Source organism: Crinalium epipsammum PCC 9333 (assembly GCF_000317495.1).
GTDB lineage: Bacteria > Cyanobacteriota > Cyanobacteriia > Cyanobacteriales > PCC-9333 > Crinalium > Crinalium epipsammum.
This window is the reverse complement of the sequence record NC_019753.1, coordinates 4,166,268-4,192,679: the sequence shown is the minus strand read 5'-3', so window position 1 is coordinate 4,192,679 and position 26,412 is coordinate 4,166,268. Positions and strand designations below refer to the sequence as shown.

Genomic DNA, 26,412 nt, shown 5'->3' with positions numbered 1-26,412 from the left:
TAGACAGGCTGCTTGCCTGTCTTTTTTTTATGCAAAATAAAACTTAAAAAGTTAAGTATAATTCTAATTAAATCTGGGAGAATTAATTAAGCTTTTCTATTGCTGATTAATTAAACAATATGGCTGACATTGTTGATATTGCCGTTGGTGCTGGTTCTTTCAATACCTTAGTTGCTGCTGTGCAAGCTGCTGGTTTAGTAGATACCCTAAAAAGTCCTGGCCCTTTTACTGTTTTTGCACCAAATGATGAAGCTTTTGCCAAGCTACCACCAGGAACTATTACAACTTTATTGCAGAATATTCCCCAACTAACAAGGATTTTAACTTATCATGTAGTTCCTGGTAAGTTAAAGCAAGAAGATTTGGCAAAAGTTGATTCTGTAATATCAGTTGAAGGTTCACCAATCAGGATAGATTGTTCTGATGGGTTTGAAGTAAAAAATGCTACTGTTTTAGTGGCAGATATAGAAGCAGATAACGGTGTTATTCACGTTATAGATACAGTAATTTTGATGGGTTGATTTTATTGTCAAAGAAAGAAGTTAGAGGGCAGAAGGCAGAAGGTAAATCCTCTGTTTTTTGCCCATTTCTATACCCACAGGTTGCACCAACTAACTTGTGAGCGACTGATAAGCAAGCTTGTGGTATGTGTAGGGGCGGGTTGTCAAGCAACCTGTCTATTTACAGATATCGCAGGTAAACCCGCCCCCCACGGGAAAATACCATCATTTGTAGCCTGATTTTGGATAATTGGTATAATCCCAATTTCCTAAGAGGGCGGGTTTGAAGAAGCTATCTGTCCAACCCAATAGTTATCTTGTCAACCCGCCCCTACAAGCATATCTGTTGCACTTTGATGGGAAAACTGGATAAGACTCCTCAAAGATTTATTGACTTTAATTCAGAAGAAGTTTGTTGTTCCCGTAGGGGATCTCCTATCTATAATCTTGGTTCTGAATATCTCTTAACCGAGCTTCTGGACGCTTGAATCTATCTATTTGAGCTTCAAAGAAAGCACGATTTGCTGCTAAATGTTTGGGATTTTGATCGTCTAAGGGATAAAGTAAAGCAGTTCGCAAAGCTTGAATTACTGCTGATGTAACGCAATACATGGAACGCTGGAATGTAATCCCAAGTTGAATTAACGCATCATCTTCACCTCGGCAGTGTTGCTGATAGTAATCAACTAAATATTTAGGGAGGAAATGCAACATATCTTGCATTAACAATGTTGGCGGAATACCAGCAGTCCCAACGGGAAATACATCAGCATAAAGAATGCCGTAGTGAAAATCTTTTTGATCTTCTGGTACTTGTCTTACCTGGGCGTTATAAGATTTTGTGCCTCGGAAGGGTGCGGTGCGATAAAATACAGCTTCTACATAAGGCAATGCTGCTTCGTAGAGCCAAGTAAAGCCTTTTGATTTGGGAATAATTTCGTAGCATTCGTCACCGATATAAACATGATGGTAGATCGGACGACCTGCGATCGCAAATATTCCATTTACTAAAAAGTTCATTGCCTCCGGTACAGTTTTTAATTTTCCTTCATCATAAAGATCGGACATTTCAAAGAATACCGGAGCCATTACTTCCCAGAATAAACCCAAATTAGAATAATACGACAGTTGTCGCACCTGTTCGTAAAACATATCTGGAAATAATTTGTACAACCCTAACATTAATGGGTTGTTTTTAAAGAAAGCCTTAATTGCTTTATCTGCGTTTGCTTTATACTCGTCACTATCTAAGTAAGCATCAAATTTGCCCCAACCCATATCTCGACCATGCCAAAGCATCGCCCGCATACACGCTTCGGCAAATTCCATATTAACTCTGTCATGCCATAAGTGATGAAATAACTTCGGCATTTTGCCAGTTTCACCCTTTTCTATAAATTCTAAAAGTTCAGGGTGGGCAGTTGCTTCGCCGCGCCAAATTCTTAAGTCAGCATCATCACCCGCGTAGTGATTATGTAGTTCTAAATACTCTTTAGGAATAAAGTATTTAAAGAAGGGTAAAGGGTTAAGAAATACTCTTTCAGCTATGTAGAGAAGATCCCGCCAGTAAAAATCCATTGGTACGGCATAAGCTTTATAAATGCCGATAATTTGCATCAGGTTTTCTGGCGTATCTGGTAACATTGCACCGCCTGCTTCTAGGCGGTGAATTACTTCGGGAAATTCGTGGGTGGAAGGAGGGAGTTTGGTGGCGGTTGTAGTTGTTGTCATGGTTTTTTTTTAACGCAAAGGTCGCAGAGGTAAACGCAGACGGCGCAAAGAAGTTAACTTGTTTTTTGTAGGTGGAGGACGGCTATGATGTTATCTCGGAAGGAAAAGGCTTGCATTTGTGCGATTTCTTCTTGATTTTGGGAATAGTTTTGTACATGATAATAGCCTTGATAAACCCAGTTACTACTTAATCTTTTGACAAACACTGGGATAGCTTCGTTTTGAGATAATAAAAGCTGTGCTTTTTCGATGACTTTGGTTTTGTTTTCAATTAGGATAATTTCAGGCGCTTGGGGATTTCTTTCTAAGTTAAAGCAGCCACAAACAATTTTTTTATGGCGTTGGGGTAAGTAACTACTTTTGTCTCCGCCCAGTACTTGATGAATTTGTTCGCGGGTGTAGGGCTTGCCGATTTCAAATGTAATTTCTGAGGCGGGTTTATCTAGGTTTATTATACTCATTTTGGCAAGTTCTAAATTATAGGGAGGAGGGAGGGGAGAGGAGGGAGGAGTAGTTAGAAGGTTGGGTTAAATGATGTGAAGCTCAACATTAATTGTTCTCTGGGAAAAGTCAGTTTTAGATAATTAACCACAGATAAACACAGATGCACACAGATGGTTGAACTGGTTTTTCTCAGAGACAAATATGAACTTTTACTTACAACATTTATCCCTCTATACGACAACTTATCCGTTAAATCCGTTACAAAATCCGTTGCCCTTCTCTCTACTTGTCGTAATTAATCGCTATTTCCTGCACTGGTTTAATAGCAGAAATCATGGCTGTGGAGGTGGCTTCACTCCAGCATACTAACCAGTTAGGTTGTACACCTAAGATGAAAATTATTGCTGCTAAAACTAATGCTGGGAAACGTTCTTGGAAGTTGACTTTGGGATAATAAGCTTTGTTGTCTAATTTACCGAAGCAGGTACGGTTGAGGAGAATTACAAAGTAAACGGCGGTTAAACCTGTACCGACAACACACAGTAATGTGAGTACGGGGAAGACTGGATAACTACCTTGAAAGACGATAAATTCTGAGATAAAACCAACTAAACCAGGGATACCAGCACTCGCCATTCCTGCTAAAATTAGCAATCCTGTTGTTAGGGGTAAACCGCGAATCGGATTTAATAAACCGTTGAGAACATCTAAATCGCGAGTACCAACTTTTGATTCAATTACTCCTACTAGGTGAAATAGTAGGGCTAATATTAAACCGTGTGCAACCATTTGGGAAATTGTACCCACAAGACTTAAGGAGTTAGCGGCTGCGCCTCCTAGCATGACATAGCCCATGTGACCAATGGAACTATATGCAACCATGCGTTTAATATCTTTTTGTGCGATCGCACTCAACGCACCATACATTACACTAATCGTACCGATAATTGCGAGTCCTGGTGCAACTATTGTCCAAGTTTGGGGAAATAACCCTAAACCAAATCGAATTAATCCATAAGTCCCTAATTTAGCTAAAATACCGCCTAACAAAATCGCTACTGGTGGAGAAGCTTCAGTATAAGCATCTGGTAGCCAAGTATGTAAGGGAACTAAAGGAATTTTGATTCCGAAACCTACCAGCAATACTGTTAGTAGGATTAATTGTGTTCTTAAAGGTAAGTTTTGAGTAACAATGGCATTGTAATCAAAGCTAGCGGAATCGCTTAACCAAGTTGTTCCTAGAAATCCTACGAGAATTAATACTCCAGAAACCGCCGTATATAGGAGAAACTTCGTAGCTGCATAACCGCGCTTTTCACCACCCCAGATATTAATTAATAAGTACAGGGGAATTAATTCCAGTTCATACAAGATAATGAATAGCAGCAAGTTTTGAGCGATAAAAGCGCCTGCTACCGCAGCATTTACTATCAAAATTAATCCATAGTAAAGTCTGGGACGCTCAATATTATTACTGCTATAAATAACAATCCAGGTTAGTAAGCTACTTAAAGCTAGTAACGGTAAGGATAACCCATCAATACCTACATTATAGGTTAATCCTAATTGGGGAATCCAGGGTAAATATTCTTGCAGTTGTAACCCTGGATAAGATAAGTCAAATTGGCTGAGAATCCAGATAGTTACAGCTAAAATAATTGAACCGATAACTAATGATATTCCCCGTAACCGACTAGCACTTAAATTTCCTGGTAAAAATCCGACAATAGCCGCCCCTAAGATGGGTATCCAAATTAAACTACTCAGCATACGTTTGATTAATGAGGGAAGAGAGATTTTAGCCTTTACTACGAGTGAAAAATCATAGTTATCTCTTGCATAAACCAGTTAAACCATCTGTGTTTATCTGTGGTTAATTAACCAAAACTTGATTTATGCAAGAGGTCTATTAGTTTTGAGATTAACTAACCCAGCTAATTTTTCCAGAATCAAAATCAAAATAAGCGCCTACAATTTTTAGTTGTCCGTCATTAACTAACTTAGAAATTACCGGAGATTCCTGTAATTTTGCAACTTGATACACAACATTAGCTTTAATTCCAGCTTCCAATTGAGCAGCTTTTTTAGGATCTAACTTTGCCAGAGCAGGTTTAATTGCATCTAATAAACTAGCAATTTGACCAGGAACTTGAGCGCCTTTAATTGTGGCATCTACAGCACCGCAGTTCTTATGTCCCATTACTAATAGAACTTTTGCACCTAATACTAATGTGCCAAATTCTAGACTGCCAATTTCTTCTGGAGTGGCAACATTTCCAGCTACACGGCAAATAAATAAATCGCCAAAACCTCGATCAAAAAGAATTTCTGAAGGTACTCTAGAATCAGCGCAACTAAGAATAGCGGCAAATGGTTTCTGGCTTGCCGAAACTGATTGTAAATCCTTTAAAGTTTGGTGAGGACGGTTGCTTTTTCCTGAAATAAAGCGTTGATTTCCCTCCATTAATCTTTCCAATGCTTCGTCGGGAGTGAGGTCATTATTTGCTACGGCTGGTTGGGTAGAAAGGAATTTTGAACCGATTCCGGCTGTAACTACACTTGTTCCTATAGCTGCTGCACCAAATTTGATGATGTTACGACGAGAAACGTTGTTGAGAATGTTTTTAGCAGTCATGGTAGCTTCCCTGAAATGTTAGTTTACTGAACGATGATGGTTACTGTTTATTGCTTAATGGATTGCGCCTATTGTCAACAATCCTAAAAACAAGGTCATTCCTAAGATGATTGTTAAGACATAAAATTGTGATTGACCGGAGACGTTGTATCTCAATCCTTGACCACTGAAAATAGCGGCGAAACCAACAAAGTTAACTACTCCATCAATTAAATGTTGGTCAAACCAAGCAGTAATTTTGGAAATAGAGTCAACGGCAAAGACAATACTGAAGCGGTAAAGTTTTGGTGTGTAGAAGTCGTAAGCCAGTAAGTTTTGTAATGGTTTCCAAACGGCTAATTGTGGTTTGAATTTAGTGTCAATGACGTAAATTACTGCTGAGAGACTGCAACCGAATATGCTTGACCAAATTAACAGTAATGCTACGTCTTTGTTGACATTTGCCCAATCTGGTAAGAGTGACAAGCTTTGTAATACTAAGGGCAGATGCAGGGTAAATCCGACTAATAACATCATCGGCATTACCATTTGCCAACCTACTTCAGGCGATCGCACTGTCATCGGTTTCTCTTTACCAGCGAAAATTAAACCGAATACGCGCGTCAAACTGAAGGCTGTTAGTGAGTTAACTGTTAACAAAAGACCAACTAACCAAGGTTGTGTACTCCACAAACCATCTGCTAACTTCAACATTGCCCAAAAGCTACCGAAAGGTGGTAGGGCAATTAATCCGGCAATTCCTACTAAAAATGCTAGTCCTGATAAGGGTCGGCGTGACCAAATACCACCGAGTTTGGTTAAGTCTTGGGTAATGCTATTCCAAATAACGCCACCGATGACTATATATAGTAGCGCCATTGCGATCGCATGAGTTAACACCAGTAACAATGCTGCCTCGGTTTGCCCTGTGCCTACAGCAATGAAGATTAACCCCATGTAAGCACTGACAGAGTAAGATAAAGCGCGTTTAATGTCAATTTGTGCGATCGCAATTAAACTACCACCAACCGCCGTTAACCCACCAATAAATATTGTTGCCCCTAAAGCTACAGGCGAAAGTGCAATCACAGGTTCTAGCTTTACCAATACCCATGCACCCGTCGCCACAACCACAGAATTGCGTAAAATCGTGCTAGGAATTGGTCCTTCCATCGCTTCATCTAGCCACAAATGCAAGGGAAATTGAGCGCACTTACTCATTGGCCCCGCAATTAAAGCTAAACCTAATAAAGCTGCAACTTTTGGGTCTAAATTGGCTGTTTGCGCCCAAGTCGCTAACTCAGTGAAATTCCAAGTACCTGCCAGGGGATATAAAGCCAACACACCCATCAGCAGAAATAAATCACCCACCCGTTTAGTTAAAAACGCATCTCTCGCGCCTGTAACTACCATCGGTTGACTAAACCACAGTCCAACTAATAAATAAGTACCCAGGGTGAGGATTTCTAAAATTACATAGCTGCAAAACAAAGAGTCGCATAGCACTAAGGCACACATCCCGCCTTCAAACAGCGCCATCAACCCATAAAAACGCGCCCAACCCCAGTCCATTTCCATGTAACCAATCGCGTAAATCTGCGCTAACAGATTTAAACCTGTAATCAGGACTATAGCTGCGAGAGTTAAGGAAGAAATTTCTATAGGTATAGAAATATTCAAACTAGCGACATTCAGCCAGGGGATTACTATATGTTGTGCAGGTTGATTCCAACTAGCGGATAATGCTACTAAAGCATGGACGAAAGATAACAAAGTCATCAATATATTGATGTAACCTGCTGGTCTTGACCCGGTTTTACGGATAAATCCAGGCGACCAAGGCACAGTTAATATTGCCCCAATTAAGGAATAGCAAGGAATCAACCAGACATTCTGGAAGAAAGATGGCACAATCATACCTCTAAATTTTTAGAAAACTAAAGGGTTGCTAACTAGATGGCACTGTTGCCAGTATTGATGATTTGGGTAAGCGCCAATTAATCCGCAACCCTATCAGCGAAGTAGGAAGGAAGACAATTGCGTTTGGAATAATTTGATAATAAACTGAATCTTTCCTAGAGAAAAGACATTGTTAATAATGGTTATGATAGATTTTTATCTATGGACGCTTTGACCTCCCCTCCCTCTTCCCATGAAGCAAGCAACCCTACACCAATTAAAAGTCTTTGAAGTTGTCGCTAGGCACGGTAGCTTTACCCGCGCTGCTGAGGAATTGTTTATTACTCAGCCAACTGTTTCTATGCAAATAAAACAGCTTACTAAAGCTGTAGGATTACCTTTGATTGAACAGATAGGCAAGCGCCTTTATTTAACTGATGCGGGTCGAGAATTATTAGTAACTTGTCGAGAAATATTTGAGAGCTTAGATAAGTTTGAAATGGCTGTATCTGACTTTAAAGGGTTAAAACAAGGACGGTTAAGATTAGCAGCAGTGACAACAACTAAATATTTTATCCCCCGAATGCTGGGACCTTTTTGTAAACTGTACCCCGGAATTGATATTGAGTTTAAGGTGACAAACCACGAAGGCTTACTGGAACGTTTAAATGAAAATGTAGATGATTTATATATTTTGAGCAAACTACCAGAAAATTTTGATATTAGCTACTATCCGTTTTTAGAAAATCCTCTCGTAGTTTTAGCACCAATTGATCACCCACTTACACAAGAAAAAAATATTCCGCTACAACGTTTAGCAGGCGAACCGTTTATTATGCGGGAAGCTGGTTCAGGAACGCGATCGCTTGTGCAAGAATTATTTGATGAGCATGGGTTAAAAGTGCAAGTCAGGCTAGAATTAGGAAGCAACGAGGCAATTAAACAAGCGATCGCAGGTGGTTTAGGAATCTCAGTTTTATCTCGCCACACTTTAGGACTAGAAGGAACCACCAATGATGTTGCTATCCTTGATGTAGAGGGTTTTCCTATTCGTCGTCAGTGGTATGTAATTTATCCGGCTGGAAAAAAACTATCTATAGTTGCTAATACTTTTTATCAATATTTATTACAGGAAGCAAAGCACTTTGCTACAAATTTAAATAAAACAACTGCAATCAAATAAATCATCAAAAGTCACAATAAGAAGCAGATTTTAAAATAATTAACCTAGCCACTCATGCCGATTTTCAGTCTGGAACCCCTGAAAGCTAGATCAGAACTATCCCCCCTTAAAAAGGGGGGTAAATTCAAAGTCCCCCTTTTTAAGGGGGATTTAGGGGGATCTCTGCGTAAGTAGAGACGCGAAATTTCGCGTCTCTACATCATGTGTAATCAAACGAACATGATCTTAACTACAAAGGTCGGTACAGGCGATAGTTGATATTAGGGAAGATGTTGTCAATTTCTTCTACTTTTTCCAGCCAACCGCTATCAATTTTACCTTCATTAATTTCATCATAGAGTTTGTGGAAACGCATCAAGTGCGATCGCGTTCTTCTTACTGCATAAGGAACCATTGTTCCCGTCCGCATAATAAACGCCCAGTCAGAAGATTGTGCTAATAATAACTCCCTAGCTGCTTGATTCAGTGCCTTCCACTCCAACTCATCAGCAGGTTCTCGCCGTCCTAACTCAATCATTCGTTCTGCTGCTTTATGCAAGTGGGGATAAATCCAAGCATTAGTTTCATTTAACCAATACTCATGGAACCCTTTATAACCCCAACTCGATTGAGAAGGACGACAAACTTGCTGCATCGGATTCTCGCGCAGATAATCTGCCAAGTGTGTCATCTGATAAGTACCTTGGTCATGCCATGACTTGCGGAACAAGTAATCAATAAACCAAGGACCTTCATACCACCAGTGACCAAATAGTTCCGCATCATAAGGAGAAACTACAATTGGGGGGCGCTGCATTAAGTTGTAAAGATTTTCAACTTGGCGTTCCCGATTATACATAAAGTTGCCAGCGTGTTCTGCTGCCTTTTCTTTTGCCCAGTAAGGGTCATATAGTGCCTTATCAGACAAACCAGCGCCACGACCTGTAATTTTATGGTACTTAATACCTGTATTTTTACGTTGCCCATTGGGCATGATGTAGGGCTTAATGTAGTCGTATTCTGCTTCCCAACCTAAATCCTTATAAAACTCCCGATATTCTCCTGCCCCTGGATATCCCACCTCAGACGACCAGACCTGCTGAGAACACTCATGGTCGCGACCGAATGCCGCTACACCTGTTTCGGTAAAAATCGGGGCATAAGTGCCAAAGCGAGGGCGAGGACGCGCATACAAAATCCCATGACCATCAGTCAGGAAGTAGCGCAGACCCGCATCCGCTAACATCCGCTCTAAACCTTCATAGTAAGCACATTCTGGTAGCCAAATTCCTTTGGGAGGACGACCAAAGGTGTCCTCATAATGTTCACAAGCTACCTTAATTTGCGCCCAAACTGCCTGGGGATACATTTTCATCAACGGCAAGTAACCGTGAGTAGCACCACAGGTGATAATTTCTAGATTGTTGCTATCTTGAAATTGTTTAAAAGCTGTGATTAAATCTCCCTTGTAACGTTCCCAAGTGTGGCGAATTTGGTTGAATTCGTGAGCGTAATATTCTGCTAGATAACGGACATGACCATTTTGCTCGTTATGTTCAATTTCTTTTTCGACTAATTCTTCTAATTTAGCTAAGTGTTCATCATAGCGTTCTTGCAGCAGAGGATCGCGCAACATCGACACCAATGGCGGTGTCATACTCATGGTTATTTTGAAGTCGATACCATCCCGCTTTAGCCCTTCAAAGACGTGCAGCAGGGGAATATAAGTTTCTGTGATAGCTTCATATAGCCATTCTTCTTCCAGCACATAATCGCTTTCTGGATGCCGTACAAATGGCAGGTGGGCGTGAAGGACAAGAGCAACATAACCGCTAGGCATAATGATTCAGGGGTAGTAGGTGGATGTGAAGGTGATGCAGGTTGCGGAATTTTACAGTATTTTAAGCTTTTATCAGCAGTTTGCTACTGGTAGTTCAAAAGAAGCTCTTAAACATCAGGCGTGTTCAAAATCTAAAATAGATATTAAATTTAGAGTAAATAATTAAACTCGACAAAAAGCCTAAAATTGCTGCTTTTGTCAAAGCGTGATTATTGTCCCCACTACTTACACAACAATAAATGCAGGCAGCTTTTGAAAAGCTTACCTATAAGGATGCGTCGCTACAGCTACTACTGTTTGTGGATCAACGTCCTAGCGCCCAAAAACAGATAGAGCAAATCTGTAGTTGTCTGGAAAGTCTTAAGGAAGACTTTCCTTTTGAACTGGAAGTTGTTGATGTGGGGCAGCAGCCTTATTGGGCGGAACATTTTAAAATTGTGGCAACCCCAACTCTGATTAAAATTTATCCTGAGCCAAAGCATACTCTTGCAGGGAGTAATTTAGTTGCTCAATTACAAACTTGGCTACCTCGTTGGCAAACTTCAGCCGCAGATTATTGGGGAACTATAAAATCTCCAGCAGAATCACCTGAAACCACAACCGAAAAATCATTAAAAATAAATTCACTGGCTTATGCAACGGAAATTATTCAACTTTCAGATGAAGTTTTTCGTTTGAAACAAGAAAAAGAGGAATTATTAAACCAGTTGCAATTTAAAGATCGAGCGATCGCAATTTTGGCACATGACTTGCGTAATCCCCTGACAGCAGCTTCTCTAGCTATAGGAACACTAGAATTAACCCAAAATTTAAGTGATGAAAAAAAATTGCAGATTTCGCCGACGTTGATTAACCAATTAATCCAGCAAGCGCGAAATCAACTGCGGGTTATAGACAAGCTAATCACAGATATTCTACAAGCAGCAATCGGCAGCAGTACTAATTTGCATATCCAACCTCAAAAGTTAGATATCGCTACTTTAGTTCAGGATGTAATTAATCAGATACAAGAACGGATTTTGGGAAAATCTTTAAAACTAGAAACAGATATTCCTCAAGACTTGCCGTATGTTTATGTAGATGAAGAACGAGTGCGTCAGGTGATGATGAATTTAATAGATAATGCTATTAAATACACTCCGGCAGGTGGCAAAATTACCATCAGTATTTTCCACCGTACAACAGAAAAAGTGCAGGTAATTGTTTCTGATAATGGCAATGGGATTCCAGAGGGGAATTTAGAACGAATTTTTGAAGATCACTTTCGTCTACAACGCGATCAAGAACAAGAGGGATATGGGCTAGGTTTATCTCTTTGTCGTCGAATTGTGCAGGCGCACTATGGGAAAATTTGGGTTGAGTCTATTCTCGGTGAAGGTAGCTCTTTTAACTTCACTTTGCCAGTTTATCGTTTTTGAGGAGTCTGGAGTCAGGAGCGATCTATGATGACTGGCGAAGGGCGTTGATTATTTGGATGTTTGCTTCGGGAAAGGTGTAGTGATCAAGTTGTTCTAAATTTACCCAGCGAATTTCATCACATTCTATGGGCTGTGGTTCACCTGTGAGGTGGCGGCAGTGATGTACTGTGAGGGTGACACGAAATTTAGTATAGTCGTGGTCGATAGTAATTAAGCGATCGCCCACAGCAATTTCTATCCCTAACTCTTCCTCTATTTCTCGTTGAATACACTCTTCAACTGTTTCACCAGGTTCTACTTTACCCCCTGGAAACTCCCACAAACCTCCCATTAAACCTTCAGCACGTCGCCGATCAATCAATATTTGTCCTTGATTGTTCCAAATTACAGCAACGCCGATGATTTTGTGGGGAATAACGGAAAAAGTTTCAGACATGGGCAGATTTAACTGAGTGGTTAATTGACCAGTGCGTAGGCGTAGCGACGACAAGAGGAGTATCGCGCATTTCTCCCAACCAAATAGCATAATCCGACAGATGTGATTGTCAACTGTCGGAATGCTCAGTTACTGCAATTTTAAATGATGGGATTAGTTTTAATGATGATCAACTTAAAAGCGTTGGTTTAATCTACTAATTTTTAAGATTGGGTTTCTGATTGTTGTAATGATTTTTCAAAAACCATACGCTGTTCAGCGTTGCGTAGAAAGTAACCGCTCATCATGGCAGAGGCTAATAAACGCCCTAAATTTTCGCGGCTGGTACTAACAGTAATACCAAAATGTTCTGAAGGGAGATTTCCTAACAACCCTACAATATTGCGCTCCATCACTTGGAACACTTCTGAAGACATCGGTTTAGACAACTGACTAATAGTGTCTGGACTCATGGATTGAACGTACTGCCACAGCAAATTGCTGGATTCGTTCTCACCGCTAAAAAATTCTGAGGATCGATTAGGTGCGTTGTTCACTGTAGCTCCTTGCAATTGCTCTGATGGCTCTTGTTCTCAAAGGCAGGAGGTGTATTGTTGTTTTTAGATCTAATCGAGTTTAGATACCTACCCTTGGTTTCTATAAACTAATGTAACAGTTTGCTTCTAATAGCGTAGTGAGTGGAACCGAACTATCGTGTCGGATTATCTCACCTTTAGGATACTAACCTAACCCCAAGCGCCCGTATCAGGAAACGGGAACGCGAATTAAAAACCTAACCCCCCAGCCCCCTTCCCTGCAAGGGAAGGGGGAGTCGAGAAGCCCCTCTCATTGTAGGAGAGGGGTTTGGGGAGAGGTCAGTATCCTTGATGGTGAAAATAAACTATCAAAAATTGATCGCTATTAGCTTGCTATATACTCACCCATATCAGCTTTGCGCTTACGCAACTTGGCAAGGGCTTCTCGTTCAATTTGCCGTACTCGTTCACGGCTAATGCTGAGGCGATCGCCAATTTTGGCAAGAGTTAATGGTTGCCCATCGGCTAATCCAAAACGTAGGGATAATACATCACGTTGCTGTTGTGTCAGATCTGAGAGGAGTTTCTCTAGATCCATTTGCATTGCGGACTGGGTAACAAAGTCTTCTGGGGAAGGTCCTGTGTCTTCTAACAAATCTCCTAATTCTGTATCTTGATGATCTCCAACACGCAGATCTAAAGATAATGGCTGACGCGCCCTTTCAAGATACTCCCGAACTTGCGGAGGAGTTAATTCTAGTTCCTCTGCCAATTCTGTGACGGTAGCTGCTCGTCCGAGTTTTTGCGATAAACTGCGTTGAGCTTTTTTGATTTTATTTAGCTTTTCGGTGATATGGATGGGTAGGCGAATGGCGCGAGCTTTTTCGGCGATCGCACGGGTAATTGCTTGACGAATCCACCAGTAGGCGTAGGTAGAAAAGCGGTAGCCTTTGGTGGGATCAAATTTTTCCACCCCTCGCTGCATTCCGATAGTACCTTCTTGAATCAAGTCTAGTAAGTCAATATTGCGCTTAATGTACTTTTTAGCAACTGATACTACTAACCGCAAATTGGCTTCAACCATTTTACGCTTGGCTAACTCAGCAGTGGCGATCGCCTGTTGCAGTTCTTGCTCTTCTAATTCACAAGCTTGCGCCCACTGGGAAAAATTTGGCTCATCACCTAGTTCTGCGCTCAAACTACTTTTTACTGCTCGTAAGGCAACTAAACGCTGCACCTGTTTTCCATAAAGAATTTCTTGCTCGTGAGTTAGTAGCGGCACACGACCAATTTCTCGCAGGTAAGCGCGAACGGTGTCGGTGGAGGTCTGAGCAGTTTTCATGGCGCTGATTAATATGACGAAGGTAGTTGGTTTACTGAATGTTTGTTAAATAGTCTTGACTAAATGTGTGAAATCACTGTTGAGCAAAAAATGTCAGATGTTGCACACAGCCAGTAGATAGGGGATTATGGCAGGGATTTAGCACCATCAATAGCTTTTAGCTGTATTGAGCCAGTTTTGGCAGCCCCAATTCGTACCTGCTATTATCATTAATATAAATACTCATCACTAAATCTTAAAGAATTGTAACATTTAAAGAGAATTTAATTCTTTTAGCTGTAAGCGCTCCTAGAGTTATGGCTTGGGATATATTTTTTGCTTATAGCGATCAATTTTCTAGTTGGATTGGGAAAAAGGGCAGTAATCACCTTTTTCCTTTAACATTTAGCCGACTTATGAAACAAGCCTGATTGTCTTGCTCATTATGAGAGTACCCACAATGGCGTTAAAAGGAAGCATCTTATACAACAAAGTTAGAAAAATTTTGCAGAAAAATTCCAAAGTCAACACTCATTAGTTAGAAGAAATTTGTTAAAAAAGCAGAACCCAAGTCGAATCAGGGACTTGAATTACAATTGAGCCATTGTGAATTTTGGCGGATGTTGATTAAAAATGTCATATTGAAGAATTATGCCAACTCAATGTATAAGATCACGTATACGTAAACGTATAACTTAACTATGTTAAATAAAACTTATGCCTCAAACTGTGTGGATTGCCAGACACGGAAATCGCTTGGACTTTGTGAATCCAGAATGGTTTAATACCGCAGAGCGACGCTATGACCCTCCTCTTTCTGACGATGGTTTAGTGCAAGCCCAGCAATTAGGACAACGCTTGGTAGGAGAAGGAATTACTCATATTTTTGCTTCGCCTTTTTTGCGGACAGTACAAACTGCGATTCTCGTAGCCGAGATTTTGGATTTAACCATAAAAGTTGAGTCTGGGTTGAGTGAATGGTTGAATCCGCACTGGATGACAGCTATGCCAGAAACGTTGCCGTTAGTAGATTTAGCTGAAAATTTCCCCCGAATTGACTTTAGTTATACTTCCCGTGTAACGGCAAATTATCCGGAAACTAGCGAACAAGTACTAAAACGCGCTGGAAAAACTGCAAAGCTACTAGCAACTGAGTTTTCAGAAAATATTTTATTAGTTGGTCATGGTGCATCAGTATTGGGTATGGCAATGGGTTTACTAGATGTGACAGTGGAACCAGAAATTAATGCTGCTTTGTGTTGTTTGGTAAAACTGGTGCGTGATGATCAAGAATGGGTGATGGAGCTTAATGGCGATGTTTCTCACTTAAGTCAAGTTGAAAAAGTGATTCGGTTTAATTAGTTAGGAGTGAGAAAATAATATTGCTTTGATACTCTCAGGGAAAAATTATCACTATGACATTATTACTAGCAGGAGATATCGGCGGGACTAAAACTAACTTGCGGCTGGTGCAGGTTGTAGAGGGAGGAAAATTAAATACTCTCTATCAAGAGATTTTTTCTAGCCGCAAGTATTCAGATTTGCTGCCATTGGTACAGCAGTTTCTAGCAACAGCTAGTCAACATTTGGGAGAGGAACAAAAGCCAGAAAAGGCTTGTTTGGCGATCGCTGGTCCGATTGTTGACAATACATCTGTACTGCCTAATCTTGGTTGGTCGCTTAATGCTAAAAGTTTGGAGCAACATCTAGGCATTAAACCGATTAGTTTTATCAACGATTTTGCTGCCATTGGTTATGGAATATTAGGTTTATCAGCATCAGAAACTCACACTTTGCAAGTTGGTAAGCGCGATCCCAATGCTCCCATTTGTGTGATTGGTGCTGGTACGGGTTTGGGAGAAGGCTTTTTAATTCCGCAAGCAGATAGTTATCAAGTGTTTGCGACAGAAGGGGGACATTCTGACTTTGCACCGAGATCGGAGTTGGAATTTAATTTTTTGAAGTACTTGCTAGATAAGCACAAGATTACTCGAGTTTCTTACGATCGCGTGGTTTCGGGTCGGGGTATTATAGCTTTATACCAATTCTTACGCGATCAGCATTTTGCTGAGGAATCAGAAGAAATTGCGAAAATAATTAGACAGTGGGAAGCAGAAGCGGGACAAATTGAAAAAACTGTTGATCCGGCGGCGGTAATTTCTAAGGCTGCTTTAGCAAAAAGCGATCGTCTGTGTCAACAGGCAATGCAAATGTTTTTAGCAATCTACGGTGCTGAAGCGGGTAATTTCGCTCTCAAAGTTTTGCCTTACGGGGGCGTTTATATTGCTGGCGGGGTTGCTGCTAAGAATTTGCCGTTGCTTCAAAATGAAACTTTCATCCATGCTTTTAATGATAAAGGTCGGGTGAGTTCTGTACTGGAAAAGATGCCAGTTCATGTGATTCTGAATCAGGAAGTAGGATTAATTGGAGCAGCACTCCATGCTGCTAAGTTGTAGTTAAGATGTTAGCTCGTTGGAAATAAATTTTACATTCAGGCTGGTCATTGGTCATTGATTATTACCCCTTACTTTTTATGAAACTAAAAGTTTTGTTGCCATCAGTGTTAACCACTATGTTATTAAGTGGATATCCATTAGTTGAGGCAGTTTACGCGCAACAGCCAGCTAATGGTAGTAAGTCGGTGTGGCAACAATTTACTTCGCCACAAGGCAAGTTTATGGTGTTAATGCCTGGTAAACCTAAGCCTGTGAAACAAAGCTACCCAACACCATTAGGAGTAATTAATAGTCAGGGGTTTTTAGTTGAGAACTATGGCAAGAAGGTAGCATACTTGGTTGCTTATTCTGACTTTCCGATTAACCTTAAATCAAATAACTCTAACCAAATTTTGGATTGGGCAGGTAAGGGCATTTTGGGAGGAGTTAATGGTAAGTTAGTCAGTCAACGTAGTTTTAAGTTACAAGGATTTCCTGGGAGAGAACTTACATATTTAGCTACAGGCGGAATTTTTAAACACAGGATGTATCTGGTGAACCGACGGCTATATCAAGTAGTTGTAGCGACGAGTAAGGAACAGCAAAAGTATTTAGCTAAAAGTAATGTTGGTTTTTTGAATTCATTTAGGTTGCGATCGCAGTAATTTAGAGGGGAGGGCAGAGGATGTATAAGTAGATGGGCTATAAATAAACGTATAATCGTTTTCCCAGTCCCCAGTCACCAGTCACCAGTCACCAGTCCCCAGCCCCGGAAAAGCGCAAGTAACGTTTAATTTCACCCACATATTTATTATTTAAAAAATAAGTCGAGTCGTTGCTGAGATTCTTTGAGGGCTTCTTGGGGAGAGCTTTTGCCTAGTAATACAGCTTCGATCGCTCTGCCTATATTCTCTGATATGCGATTATAGCCTGGAAATATGGGACGCGATCGCGCTACGCTTGCTTGTTCCAAAAATACTTTCACTGCTGGCAATTTAGCTATAAATTCTTGATAAGCAGGATTTTGACGCGCTTTGAGATTTACTGGCAAATACCCTGTACCTAGCGCCCACTGAGTTTGGGAATCTTCATTTAAAAGATATTCAGCAAAGGTAAAGGCAGCACGTTCGCGTTTTGTATTAGACTTTAAAATAAATAAATTTTCCCCACCTGTTACTGTTGCTGGTTTCACTTTTGCGGGAATGGGAAATACATCAAAATCAACGCCTGTTGCTTGTAGTTGTCCGAGTGTCCAAGGTCCTGTTAACTGCATAGCTACTTTACCAGCAAGGAACCCATCTAATTCATAACCACGTTCTGGTAAAGATAAAATTGCGGAACCATCTTTAATTAAATTCTGCCAAAATTCTAAGGCGGCGATCGCTCCTTGATTTACTAAATTTACATTCTTGGCAGTGGCATCTTTCCCCGCATCAATTAGTTCCCCGCCACCACTCCACATAAACGGCAACCAATTAAATACCGTCCACTCTCCTTTTCCCAAAGGTAACAGCATCCCATGTTGATCTATTCGGTTGTCGCCATTGGTATCAACTGTTAATTTACGCGCCACTTGACGCAACTCTTCCCAAGTTTTAGGCAAGTTCGTAATTCCCGCAGCTTTAAATAAGCTAGGACGATAAAAAATCCCGACATTATTCGTGCCAAAAGATACCGACCAAGTATGCCCCCCATATTCCATCGCCTCAAATAATGCTGGGTCAATCTGATCTTTTAAGGGTGATGTGGCAAGCTTATCTTCTAACGGGAGAATTGCGTTTAATTCTACTAATTGACCTGTCAGCATGGGAGAAAACCATAGCAGATCGGGAACAGCATTCCCTACCACAGCAGCCAGAATTTTTGGTAATTGCTGGTCAGGTTGTCCAATATATAATGATTCGACTTGAATGTTGGGATGTGTTTGATTAAATTTGTCTACAATTGATTGCAACACATCTCGGTTAGGTGGTGGATTCACTCCTTGCCAAAGTGTTAAATTGATCGCACCCTCTGTATTGGTCGGTTTCGCTACTAGCTGACATCCTGTTATCCCTAATAGGAGAATACTCAATCCCAAGCTGATGCTGATGTTTCTGCCTAGCTGCTGTAAAAATTTGCGACTTCTTTGCCATGCGTAGGCGTAGCTTGTCGTAGACATCGCTTTAGTTGGCAAACTGCTGGTTAAACGAAATAAAGTTAAAATATTTTTCATATACAAATAATAAGGTAAGCCTTTGATTTATTGCAATGATGAGGATTTTGATTAATTAACTACAGATAAACACAGATAAATGAGGGGGAATTCAAGTTTTAAATTATGAGATTAAGAAGGATTTTGATTTAGCTGATATTCAGCCAGCACTGCTTAATGCCTTCAAACAAAATAGCAAATTTTACGGTTTACCTTTTTAATTGCTATTTTATTCAAGGGGGAATTTTTACCGGAGGTAAGTAATAGTTATTTGGTTTTCTAATAAATCTGAGTGTTAGTCAATATATCTCAAGACAGAGTGCAATCAAGATTTTTCACGGATAAATAATACATAATGCCTATATTGTGCTTAACTCACGTAGCAAATTAAATCAGAAATTTAGTAACTCACTTATTCGCCAGTACTACAGAGTCAATTAAAATATAAAGATGCAGGATAGCACAGCAAAACTCCAGGCAGGAATGTCTATAACCACAACTGCGTCAGCCGATGAAATTAACGAACCAAGGCAAGAGACAGTACTGCTTAATCGGATTGTTTTCGAGATCCGCAATACGCTAATTGTAGATGAAATTCTCCAAAAAACTGTTGATAGCTTACATCAAGCACTGAATTTGAGCGGTTGTGCAGTTTTTCAGCCAAATTATAGCAATTTATTGAAAGTTAGCCACGTCAGCGCCGCTACTGTTGATGGGGAAAAGCTGATTGGTACAACTAGCCAGATTTATACTGATTACTATCAAGCATTAGCGCAAGGCGAAACAGTAGTTATACAAAATATTGATGCGAGTCTTGCACCTCAAATTCAGTCGGTAGGTATAGCTGATGAAATTAGCCGTTTGATACTGGTTCCGCTAGTATATGAGCAGAAATATTTAGGCGGAATTAGCCTGTATCAATTTGATCTAGTTAGGGAATGGACTACTGAAAAATTATATTTTGTAGAAGCGATCGCACAACACTGTGCAGTGGCTCTTCACCAAGCCCAATTGTATCAAAAAGCCCAAATAGAAATTGCCCAGCGACAGCAATCAGAAACTTTATTACTCCAAACTACTTCAGAACTACAATCACTGTTTGAAGCATTTCCTGATATATATTTCCGCCTAGCTAGCGATGGCACGATTTTGAGTTACCATCCTGGCAGATCTGTAGAATTATATCTAGCGCAAGAGAATTTAATTAATCAACGTTTGCAAGATATTTTACCAGGAAATGTAAAGTATCAATGTTACAAAGCCTTTCTTCAGGTTTTGAAAACTAACTCATTGGTAGTTTTAGAATATTCATTACCACTACCTGATGGTGAAAAGAATTTTGAAGCGAGGTTAGTGCCATCGCAGGATCAGCAAGTGATCGTGATTGTGCGGGATATTACTCAGCGTAAGCAAATAGAATTAGCGCTACAAACAGCTAAAGAACAGCTAGAAATTAAAGTTGGTGAACGTACGGTTCAATTAACTAATGCTAACGCGCAATTGCAAAATGAAATTTTGGAACACCAGTGGACAGAAAATCTGTTATCTGGTCAAAATCGCATCATGGAAATGATTGCTGAAGGTACATCACTTGGCAAGGTTTTAAATCTAATTGCTCAGTTTGTGGAAAAACAATCTGGTGAAGTTGCGTGTGCGATCGCCCTAATAGCAGAAAATGGCATTAACTTAAAGTATTATGTCGCTCCTAGTCTGCCCAAAAAATATGTGCAAAACGTTAGTGCTTTAGGAATTAGCCCAAATTTTGCTTCCTGCGACACAGAAGATTGTTATCGAAAATCTGTAATTGTATCGGATATTGCTACTGATTCTAAGTGGCAAAATTATCGTCATTTAGCACTAACTCAGGGGTTACGAGCTTGTTTTGCGACACCGATCTTAGCAACGAGTGGCAACGTATTAGGTATTTTGGAATTGTATTATAGTACGCCCCGCCCGCCTAATTTGAGCGATCGCAAATTAGTAGAGGTTTTTAGTCAAATAGCAGGAATTGCGATCGAGCGTCAACAAGTAGAAGAGTCTCGGCAAAGAAGCCAACAGCGATTCCAAAATTTAGTAGAAACTACCAGCGATTGGGTGTGGGAGGTGAATGAAAAGGCAATTTATACTTATGTTAGCCCGAAAATTCGTGATTTATTGGGTTATGAACCAGAGGAAGTTGTGGGTAAAACTCCTTTTGATTTGATGCCAGTAGTAGAAGCTGAACGTATTGCTAACACTTTCTCGGCAGTTTTTACAGCACAACAACCAATATCAGGACTAGAAAATACTAACTTGCACAAAGATGGTCATAAGGTAATTTTAGAAACCAGCGGTGTGCCAATTTTTGATGCTGATGGAAATTTTAGGGGATATCGTGGTATTGACCGAGATATTACTGAACGTAAACAGGCAGAAGAAGCTTTACGAATTAGTGAGAATCGTTTACGAGCGATTATTGATGCTGAACCAGAATGTGTAAAATTAGTTGCGCCTGATGGTACTTTACTAGAAATCAATCCTGCTGGCAGAGCGATGATCGAGGCAGACAATGCTGAAGCAGTGATTGGTAAATCAGTTTATGATTTAGTTGCTCCCGAATATAGACAAGCGTATCAAGCATTAAATGAAAGTGTTTGTCAAGGTAATAAGGGTAAGTTGGAAGTAGAATTTATTGGCTGCAAAGGAAAGCGGATTTGGATGGAAACTCATGCAGTACCTTTGCGGGATGAAGCTGATGGCAGTTTAATTCAATTAGCGATCGCTCGTGATGTAAGTGAACGCAAACAGACAGAGCAAGCACTTAAAGAAAGTGAAGAAAAGTTCCGTAATTTAGTTGAGTATACTAACGACTGGGTGTGGGCAAGTAATCTTGATGGCTTATTTACCTACGTTAATCCTAAAGTGCGGGATATTTTAGGATATGAACCCCAGGAAATAATTGGTAAAACTGTTTACGAATTGATGTCTGTAGATGAAGCACATCGCTTTGCTGAAGTTCTTCAGCCGTTTATCTCTCAGGGAGAACCGTTCACTAATTTGGAAAAAACACTAATTAATAAAAATGGTCATCGAGTTATTTTAGAAAGCAGTGGTTCTCCTGTGTGCGATCGCCAAGGAATTCTACAAGGTTATCGCGGCATAACTCGTGATATTACCGAGCGCAAACAAGCTGAATTTGAGATACTTAAGGCGCTAGAAAAAGAGAAAGAACTTAGTGAACTTAAATCTAGTTTTGTGTCAATGACATCCCATGAGTTTCGCACGCCGATGTCCACAATTCTGTCTTCATCAGAATTACTAGAACATTACCACCAAAAATTCACCGAAGAAAAAAGACTAGCGCATCTGCATCGGATTCAATCAGCTATTCACCAAATGACTCAACTGTTAAATGATGTATTAACTATTGGTAAAGCAGAAGCGAAACAACTGAAATTTCAGCCAAAATTGCTTGATTTAGAAAAATTTTGTCGGATTTTCAGACAAGAAATGCAGTTGAGTATTGGTAATTCTCACCAAATTATTTTTACTAAACAAGGAGAAATTCCACCGACTTATATGGATGAGAAATTACTACGGCATATTTTTAGTAATTTACTTTCAAATGCTGTTAAGTATTCTCCTCAAGGTAGTACGATTTATTGGAAATTAGAAATTGAGAGCGTTGGCGCAGCGACTCCTGTGGAGTATCGCGCAATCTTTCAAGTTCAGGATCAAGGAATTGGCATTCCAGAAACCGATCAAAAAAGGCTGTTTGACTCCTTCTTTAGAGGAACTAATGTGGGGATGATTCCAGGGACGGGACTGGGATTAGCGATTCTCAAAAATTGTGTAGATCTTCACGGCGGCGAAATCAGCATTAGTAGTCAACTAGGTATTGGTACAACATTTACCGTCATACTACCTTTGCACTACGAAGCCACGTTAGAAATAAATCCCCCAATCTACGAGGAGCAAGAGTATGGCACTTGATAAAATGCCTCTATCTATTTAGGCTAAAATTAAACTAAATTTTCCCCGTCTAAAGTAATAAATTTGTCGGCAATAGGAATAAACAACAACTAATAGCGTAATATATTAAGTCTGTCTCTTAACCTCGTGCTGATATCAACTGTTAATTTGATGCAATCATAATTATTTTTGTCAATACAAATTATTAATTTATTTTTTCTAAGTAATTTTCCACATACTTTAAGCCTGATTAATTAAGTACGATAGTTTTAACAATAAAAGTTCAAAGAATGCAGCCAGCACCTTTACCGAATAACGAAGCGCAGAGAATTGCAGCACTTCTAGAATATGAAGTGTTAGATACTGAACCTGAACCAGGGTTTGATCAGATAACGAGTTTAGCCTCATTTATTTGTCAGACACCAATTGCCTTAGTTAGCTTAATTGATAGTGAGCGGCAATGGTTTAAGTCTCATCTGGGTTTAAGCGCAACTGAAACTTGCCGTGATTTTGCTTTTTGCGCTCACGTAATTCTGCAAAATCAAGTAATGGTGGTTGAAAATGCTTTAAATGATGAACGATTTGCCACTAATCCCCTCGTCACCTCTGATCCTCATATTAGATTTTACGCAGGCGCACCTCTAATTAATCCAGATGGCTATGCACTAGGGACTTTGTGCGTAATTGACTATGTACCGCGTCAATTGAGCTTGCAACAACAAGAAGCGTTAAAGATGTTGGCTCATCAAGTGATGGCGCAATTAGAGTTAAGACGTAATGTAGCTGCTTTGAAGGAAGCTATTGTTGAGCGAAAACGTGCGGAAGCGGAAGTGCGGATAGCTTTGGAGAAAGAAAAAGAACTCAGCGAACTCAAATCTCGCTTTGTCTGTATGACTTCCCATGAGTTTCGCACGCCTATATCTACAATTTTAGCTTCGGCTGAATTACTAGAAATTTATAGCCATAAGCTTTCTGAGCCTAAAAAAGTTGGACATTTGCATCGTATTCAAGGGGCTGTGCGAAAAATGACAGAGCTTTTGAATGATGTCTTGATTATGGGTAAAGCAGAAGCCGGAAAATTACAGTTAAAACCGACACCGCTAGATTTGGCAGAATTTTGCCAGAATTTGGTGCAAGAAATCCTAATTATTGACAATCATCAACACAGCATTACCTTTGTTGCTCAAGGTTCTTGTAGCATAGGAAAGGCAATCGAAAATGTTGCCGCAGAAAACGGTGAATTTGAGCCAACTAACGGTCAATCGCTTGTAATGCCTTGCTTTGATGAAAAATTGCTCCGTCAAATTGTGAGTAATTTGTTATCGAATGCGATTAAATATTCACCTGCTGGTAGCCAACTAGATTTTGTACTAAATTGTCAGAATGGAGAAGTAATTTTTCAAATCCAAGATCAAGGTATTGGTATTCCCCCAGCAGACCAATTACATTTGTTTGAGCCTTTCCATCGCGCTAGTAATGTCAGTAATATTTCTGGAACAGGGTTAGGACTGGCAATAGTGAAGAAATGTGTAGATTTACATAGAGGTAAAATTACTGTTAATAGTGAAGTCGGGGTAGGCACAAAGTTTACAGTCACACTGCCGTTATATAACTCAATACCAAGTGATGATCAAGATTCTAATAATTGAGGACGAAGAACCACTTCGAGAGAATATTCTGGCATTGCTTGAGGCTGAGGGCTTTGATGCCTTTGGCTCAGAAAATGGTCGCCTCGGTGTGCAGTTGGCTCAGGAAATTTTACCGGATTTGATTTTGTGCGATGTGATGATGCCAGAACTTGATGGTTACGGTGTTTTAGCTCACTTGCGCGAAAATCCAATTTTGGCAGCAGTGCCGTTTATTTTTTTGACCGCTAAAGCTACTAAGGCTGATTTACGTCAAGGAATGGAATTGGGGGCGGATGACTATCTGACTAAGCCATTTACGCGGGCTGAGTTATCGAGAGCGATCGCAACTAGACTGAAAAAACAAGCAAGTACTCAGCAAGCGTACAACACTAAAGCCAATCAAGCAACAGCAGCGCCAAGTTACGTTTCCTATTACGACAACTTGACCAACTTACCAAATCGCACTTTGCTTCAAGAGCGATTGCATGAGTTAGTACAAGAGAATTACCATCAACAAATTCCGATTCTGTGTATTGGTTTAGATCGTTTTCACCGGATTAGCGAGATCGGAACAACCGTTGCTGAGTCAGTATTGAGTTTAATAGCTGAAAGGCTAACTGCTTGTGTCGCTGACCATGATCTGTTGGCTCGTTTTAGCAATGATCAATTTGCGATCGTCTTTACCACGATTACTCAAAAACAAGATATTGCTGATTTTGCTCAAATAATTTTAGATGTTTTATCTCGACCTTTGAAGGTCAACCAACAAGAACTATTTATTACTGCTAGTATTGGCATCAGTTTTTATCCCAACCATAGTAAAGATGTTGAAATTTTGCTCAATCAGGCAGATTTAGCAATGTCTCAGGCTAGAAAACAAGGCGGTAATAACCATCAGTTTTATACTCCCCAGTTGCAGCTAGTTTCTCTAGCACCATTATCACTAGAAACCGATTTGCGCTATGCCTTGGAACGGGAAGAATTTGAGGTGTTATATCAGCCTCAAGTTGATATGCGTACTGGGCAAATTATTGGTGCTGAAGCTTTGCTACGTTGGCATCATCCAGAAAGAAAACTAATTTCTCCTGTAGAATTTATTCCGATAGCAGAAGAAACTGGCTTGATTATTCCTATTGGAGAATGGGTGCTACGCACAGCCTGCACTCAAACTAAATTTTGGCATGATGGTGGGTTTGGATTTCTGAATATAGCAGTTAATTTGTCGGTATATCAATTTAATCAAGAAAATATTATTCAAAAAATATGCGATATTTTAAGGGAGACAGGTTTAAATCCTGCAAGTTTAGAATTAGAGTTAACAGAAGGTAGTATTGTGCAGAATCCGGAAGCAACTCGCCGAATTTTTAGTGAGTTAAAATTGCGAGGAATCCAAATCTCTATAGATGATTTTGGCACAGGATATTCTTCTTTATCTTATTTACAACAATTTTCTTTTGATAGTTTGAAAATTGATAAATGTTTTGTTCGTAATATTACCACTGACTCTAAAAATGCCGCAATTACAATAGCTATTATTCAAATGGCTCATAGTTTAAAGTTAAAGGTAATTGCTGAGGGTGTAGAAACGCAAGCAGAACAATATTTTCTGTCTCAATATGAATGCGATGTGATGCAAGGTTATTTGTTTAGCCGACCAATACCAGCAAAAGAGGGCTACCAATCTAAGGCGGGACAGTTTGGGGCGGAGTCAGTAGAGGTAGTAAATGGTAAAAAGCTGCTATGCTCTGTTCGTGATGCTCATTCTTAGATGTAGTATAGGAATAAGAACAAAAAACTAATTTGGAGTAGATTCGCGTTACTCTAACGCGAACAAAATAAGATTTTTCTAATTAAAAGTTAATTATTTGGGTGTACTCTCTGGTGTGGATTCCGGCTGAGATTCAGAATATAAACTCAGCCAACTTTCATAAAGAGAAGATATCGCTCTAGCACAAGCATCAATTTTTCCGCGACGTGCGACAAGCATTACAGCATCAATATGTTCACTGGAACCAGCTTTACCTAAATGTTTGTACTTACTGCGTTTGCTACTATCTATCTTCTGTGGAAAAATCGCTTCTTTAGCTTGCAATTTGTAATACCAATAATAACCTGTACGGCTACGAGCCTTGTAGCGCATGACCCAAACATCAGGTGGAGCGATATTACCTTCTAATTCTAGGTGCTCGATCTCCTGCCTTAATTGAGCAATCGCTTCTTTGATACGAAGAGCACGAGTTGCTAAATCTTGTGATTGTGTGGCTCTAACTTTTGGGGCTAACTTAGAGGTTTTACTAGAGAGGTCGTCCATAAGCTGGGGTAGT

General features: G+C 40.0%; 20 protein-coding genes. 9 read left to right on the top strand and 11 right to left on the bottom strand.

Features of this window, described 5'->3' with window-relative positions; all coding sequences use genetic code 11:
- Positions 1–119 precede the first annotated feature (119 nt).
- A complete protein-coding gene (locus tag CRI9333_RS18200) occupies positions 120–521 on the top strand; it encodes a fasciclin domain-containing protein (RefSeq protein ID WP_015204641.1) in 402 nt (133 codons plus the stop codon).
- Between the two features lie 414 nt (positions 522–935).
- Here the strand turns inward: CRI9333_RS18200 and CRI9333_RS18195 are convergent, their stop codons facing one another.
- The 5 genes from CRI9333_RS18195 to CRI9333_RS18175 form a co-directional block, all read right to left on the bottom strand.
- On the bottom strand, positions 936–2,231 hold the full coding sequence (locus tag CRI9333_RS18195; RefSeq protein ID WP_015204640.1) for a CO2 hydration protein: 1,296 nt from the start codon (positions 2,229–2,231) through the stop codon (positions 936–938).
- Positions 2,232–2,284: 53 nt separating this feature from the next.
- The gene (locus tag CRI9333_RS18190) at positions 2,285–2,692 is read right to left on the bottom strand and encodes a hypothetical protein (RefSeq protein WP_015204639.1); all 408 of its coding nucleotides are present in this window, start codon (positions 2,690–2,692) and stop codon (positions 2,285–2,287) included.
- A 265-nt stretch (positions 2,693–2,957) separates the two neighbouring features.
- Positions 2,958–4,445 carry an NADH-quinone oxidoreductase subunit M gene (locus tag CRI9333_RS18185; RefSeq protein ID WP_015204638.1) on the bottom strand — a complete coding sequence of 496 codons (1,488 nt, stop codon included), beginning with the start codon at positions 4,443–4,445 and terminating at the stop codon, positions 2,958–2,960.
- 151 nt (positions 4,446–4,596) lie between these two features.
- Entirely contained in the window at positions 4,597–5,310 is a 714-nt protein-coding gene (locus CRI9333_RS18180; RefSeq protein ID WP_015204637.1) for a carbonic anhydrase, read from the bottom strand.
- 54 nt (positions 5,311–5,364) lie between these two features.
- Entirely contained in the window at positions 5,365–7,203 is a 1,839-nt protein-coding gene (locus CRI9333_RS18175; RefSeq protein ID WP_198013687.1) for an NAD(P)H-quinone oxidoreductase subunit F, read from the bottom strand.
- A 238-nt stretch (positions 7,204–7,441) separates the two neighbouring features.
- On the opposite strand from CRI9333_RS18175, the gene CRI9333_RS18170 reads away from it, so the two are divergent.
- Positions 7,442–8,371 carry a LysR family transcriptional regulator gene (locus CRI9333_RS18170; protein WP_015204635.1) on the top strand — a complete coding sequence of 310 codons (930 nt, stop codon included), beginning with the start codon at positions 7,442–7,444 and terminating at the stop codon, positions 8,369–8,371.
- Positions 8,372–8,600: 229 nt separating this feature from the next.
- Here the strand turns inward: CRI9333_RS18170 and CRI9333_RS18165 are convergent, their stop codons facing one another.
- On the bottom strand, positions 8,601–10,190 hold the full coding sequence (locus CRI9333_RS18165; RefSeq protein ID WP_015204634.1) for a glycoside hydrolase family 57 protein: 1,590 nt from the start codon (positions 10,188–10,190) through the stop codon (positions 8,601–8,603).
- Positions 10,191–10,429: 239 nt separating this feature from the next.
- Here CRI9333_RS18165 and CRI9333_RS18160 point away from each other — a divergent pair, with 239 nt between their 5' ends.
- Positions 10,430–11,608 carry a histidine kinase gene (locus CRI9333_RS18160; protein WP_015204633.1) on the top strand — a complete coding sequence of 393 codons (1,179 nt, stop codon included), beginning with the start codon at positions 10,430–10,432 and terminating at the stop codon, positions 11,606–11,608.
- A gap of 22 nt (positions 11,609–11,630) precedes the next feature.
- Here the strand turns inward: CRI9333_RS18160 and mutT are convergent, their stop codons facing one another.
- The 3 genes from mutT to CRI9333_RS18145 form a co-directional block, all read right to left on the bottom strand.
- Entirely contained in the window at positions 11,631–12,044 is a 414-nt protein-coding gene (gene mutT / locus CRI9333_RS18155) for an 8-oxo-dGTP diphosphatase MutT (RefSeq protein WP_041226107.1), read from the bottom strand.
- A 203-nt stretch (positions 12,045–12,247) separates the two neighbouring features.
- Positions 12,248–12,580, bottom strand: coding sequence for a DUF760 domain-containing protein (locus CRI9333_RS18150; RefSeq protein ID WP_015204631.1), 333 nt, complete (start codon positions 12,578–12,580; stop codon positions 12,248–12,250).
- 364 nt (positions 12,581–12,944) lie between these two features.
- A complete protein-coding gene (locus CRI9333_RS18145; RefSeq protein WP_015204630.1) occupies positions 12,945–13,901 on the bottom strand; it encodes an RNA polymerase sigma factor, RpoD/SigA family in 957 nt (318 codons plus the stop codon).
- Between the two features lie 696 nt (positions 13,902–14,597).
- Here CRI9333_RS18145 and CRI9333_RS18140 point away from each other — a divergent pair.
- From CRI9333_RS18140 to CRI9333_RS18130, 3 genes are all read left to right on the top strand, one after another.
- Positions 14,598–15,242, top strand: a complete 645-nt coding sequence (locus tag CRI9333_RS18140; RefSeq protein WP_015204629.1) for a histidine phosphatase family protein — start codon at positions 14,598–14,600, stop codon at positions 15,240–15,242.
- 53 nt (positions 15,243–15,295) lie between these two features.
- Positions 15,296–16,336, top strand: a complete 1,041-nt coding sequence (locus CRI9333_RS18135) for a glucokinase (RefSeq protein WP_015204628.1) — start codon at positions 15,296–15,298, stop codon at positions 16,334–16,336.
- 77 nt (positions 16,337–16,413) lie between these two features.
- Complete coding sequence (locus CRI9333_RS18130) at positions 16,414–16,980, top strand: hypothetical protein (RefSeq protein ID WP_015204627.1); 567 nt, start codon at positions 16,414–16,416, stop codon at positions 16,978–16,980.
- A 146-nt stretch (positions 16,981–17,126) separates the two neighbouring features.
- Here CRI9333_RS18130 and CRI9333_RS18125 read toward each other — a convergent pair whose 3' ends face one another.
- The gene (locus CRI9333_RS18125) at positions 17,127–18,530 is read right to left on the bottom strand and encodes an ABC transporter substrate-binding protein (RefSeq protein ID WP_015204626.1); all 1,404 of its coding nucleotides are present in this window, start codon (positions 18,528–18,530) and stop codon (positions 17,127–17,129) included.
- A 429-nt stretch (positions 18,531–18,959) separates the two neighbouring features.
- Between CRI9333_RS18125 and CRI9333_RS25125 the strand changes: the two genes are divergently transcribed.
- The 3 genes from CRI9333_RS25125 to CRI9333_RS18110 all read left to right on the top strand — a co-directional run bounded on the left by CRI9333_RS25125 (position 18,960) and on the right by CRI9333_RS18110 (position 25,856).
- Positions 18,960–22,481: a PAS domain S-box protein gene (locus CRI9333_RS25125; RefSeq protein WP_015204625.1), complete on the top strand. Its 3,522-nt coding sequence runs from the start codon at positions 18,960–18,962 to the stop codon at positions 22,479–22,481.
- 269 nt (positions 22,482–22,750) lie between these two features.
- Positions 22,751–24,109: a GAF domain-containing sensor histidine kinase gene (locus tag CRI9333_RS18115; protein ID WP_015204624.1), complete on the top strand. Its 1,359-nt coding sequence runs from the start codon at positions 22,751–22,753 to the stop codon at positions 24,107–24,109.
- On the top strand, positions 24,087–25,856 hold the full coding sequence (locus CRI9333_RS18110; protein ID WP_015204623.1) for a putative bifunctional diguanylate cyclase/phosphodiesterase: 1,770 nt from the start codon (positions 24,087–24,089) through the stop codon (positions 25,854–25,856). The genes CRI9333_RS18115 and CRI9333_RS18110 overlap by 23 nt, the downstream gene beginning before the upstream one ends.
- 93 nt (positions 25,857–25,949) lie before the next feature.
- Here the strand turns inward: CRI9333_RS18110 and CRI9333_RS18105 are convergent, their stop codons facing one another.
- Positions 25,950–26,399, bottom strand: coding sequence for a hypothetical protein (locus CRI9333_RS18105; protein ID WP_015180083.1), 450 nt, complete (start codon positions 26,397–26,399; stop codon positions 25,950–25,952).
- Between the last annotated feature and the right edge of the window lie 13 nt (positions 26,400–26,412).

Excerpts from the sequence above, each read along its gene's own strand:
- CRI9333_RS18195 (WP_015204640.1), bottom strand. The coding sequence starts at position 2,231 with ATGACAACAACTACAACCGCCACCAAACTCCCTCCTTCCACCCACGAA.
- CRI9333_RS18170 (WP_015204635.1), top strand. The coding sequence starts at position 7,442 with ATGAAGCAAGCAACCCTACACCAATTAAAAGTCTTTGAAGTTGTCGCT.
- CRI9333_RS25125 (WP_015204625.1), top strand. The coding sequence starts at position 18,960 with ATGCAGGATAGCACAGCAAAACTCCAGGCAGGAATGTCTATAACCACA.
- CRI9333_RS18200 (WP_015204641.1), top strand. The coding sequence starts at position 120 with ATGGCTGACATTGTTGATATTGCCGTTGGTGCTGGTTCTTTCAATACC.
- CRI9333_RS18130 (WP_015204627.1), top strand. The coding sequence starts at position 16,414 with ATGAAACTAAAAGTTTTGTTGCCATCAGTGTTAACCACTATGTTATTA.
- CRI9333_RS18180 (WP_015204637.1), bottom strand. The coding sequence starts at position 5,310 with ATGACTGCTAAAAACATTCTCAACAACGTTTCTCGTCGTAACATCATC.
- CRI9333_RS18165 (WP_015204634.1), bottom strand. The coding sequence starts at position 10,190 with ATGCCTAGCGGTTATGTTGCTCTTGTCCTTCACGCCCACCTGCCATTT.
- CRI9333_RS18105 (WP_015180083.1), bottom strand. The coding sequence starts at position 26,399 with ATGGACGACCTCTCTAGTAAAACCTCTAAGTTAGCCCCAAAAGTTAGA.
- CRI9333_RS18190 (WP_015204639.1), bottom strand. The coding sequence starts at position 2,692 with ATGAGTATAATAAACCTAGATAAACCCGCCTCAGAAATTACATTTGAA.
- CRI9333_RS18110 (WP_015204623.1), top strand. The coding sequence starts at position 24,087 with ATGATCAAGATTCTAATAATTGAGGACGAAGAACCACTTCGAGAGAAT.
- CRI9333_RS18185 (WP_015204638.1), bottom strand. The coding sequence starts at position 4,445 with ATGCTGAGTAGTTTAATTTGGATACCCATCTTAGGGGCGGCTATTGTC.
- CRI9333_RS18145 (WP_015204630.1), bottom strand. The coding sequence starts at position 13,901 with ATGAAAACTGCTCAGACCTCCACCGACACCGTTCGCGCTTACCTGCGA.
- mutT (WP_041226107.1), bottom strand. The coding sequence starts at position 12,044 with ATGTCTGAAACTTTTTCCGTTATTCCCCACAAAATCATCGGCGTTGCT.
- CRI9333_RS18115 (WP_015204624.1), top strand. The coding sequence starts at position 22,751 with ATGCAGCCAGCACCTTTACCGAATAACGAAGCGCAGAGAATTGCAGCA.
- CRI9333_RS18160 (WP_015204633.1), top strand. The coding sequence starts at position 10,430 with ATGCAGGCAGCTTTTGAAAAGCTTACCTATAAGGATGCGTCGCTACAG.
- CRI9333_RS18140 (WP_015204629.1), top strand. The coding sequence starts at position 14,598 with ATGCCTCAAACTGTGTGGATTGCCAGACACGGAAATCGCTTGGACTTT.
- CRI9333_RS18135 (WP_015204628.1), top strand. The coding sequence starts at position 15,296 with ATGACATTATTACTAGCAGGAGATATCGGCGGGACTAAAACTAACTTG.
- CRI9333_RS18125 (WP_015204626.1), bottom strand. The coding sequence starts at position 18,530 with ATGAAAAATATTTTAACTTTATTTCGTTTAACCAGCAGTTTGCCAACT.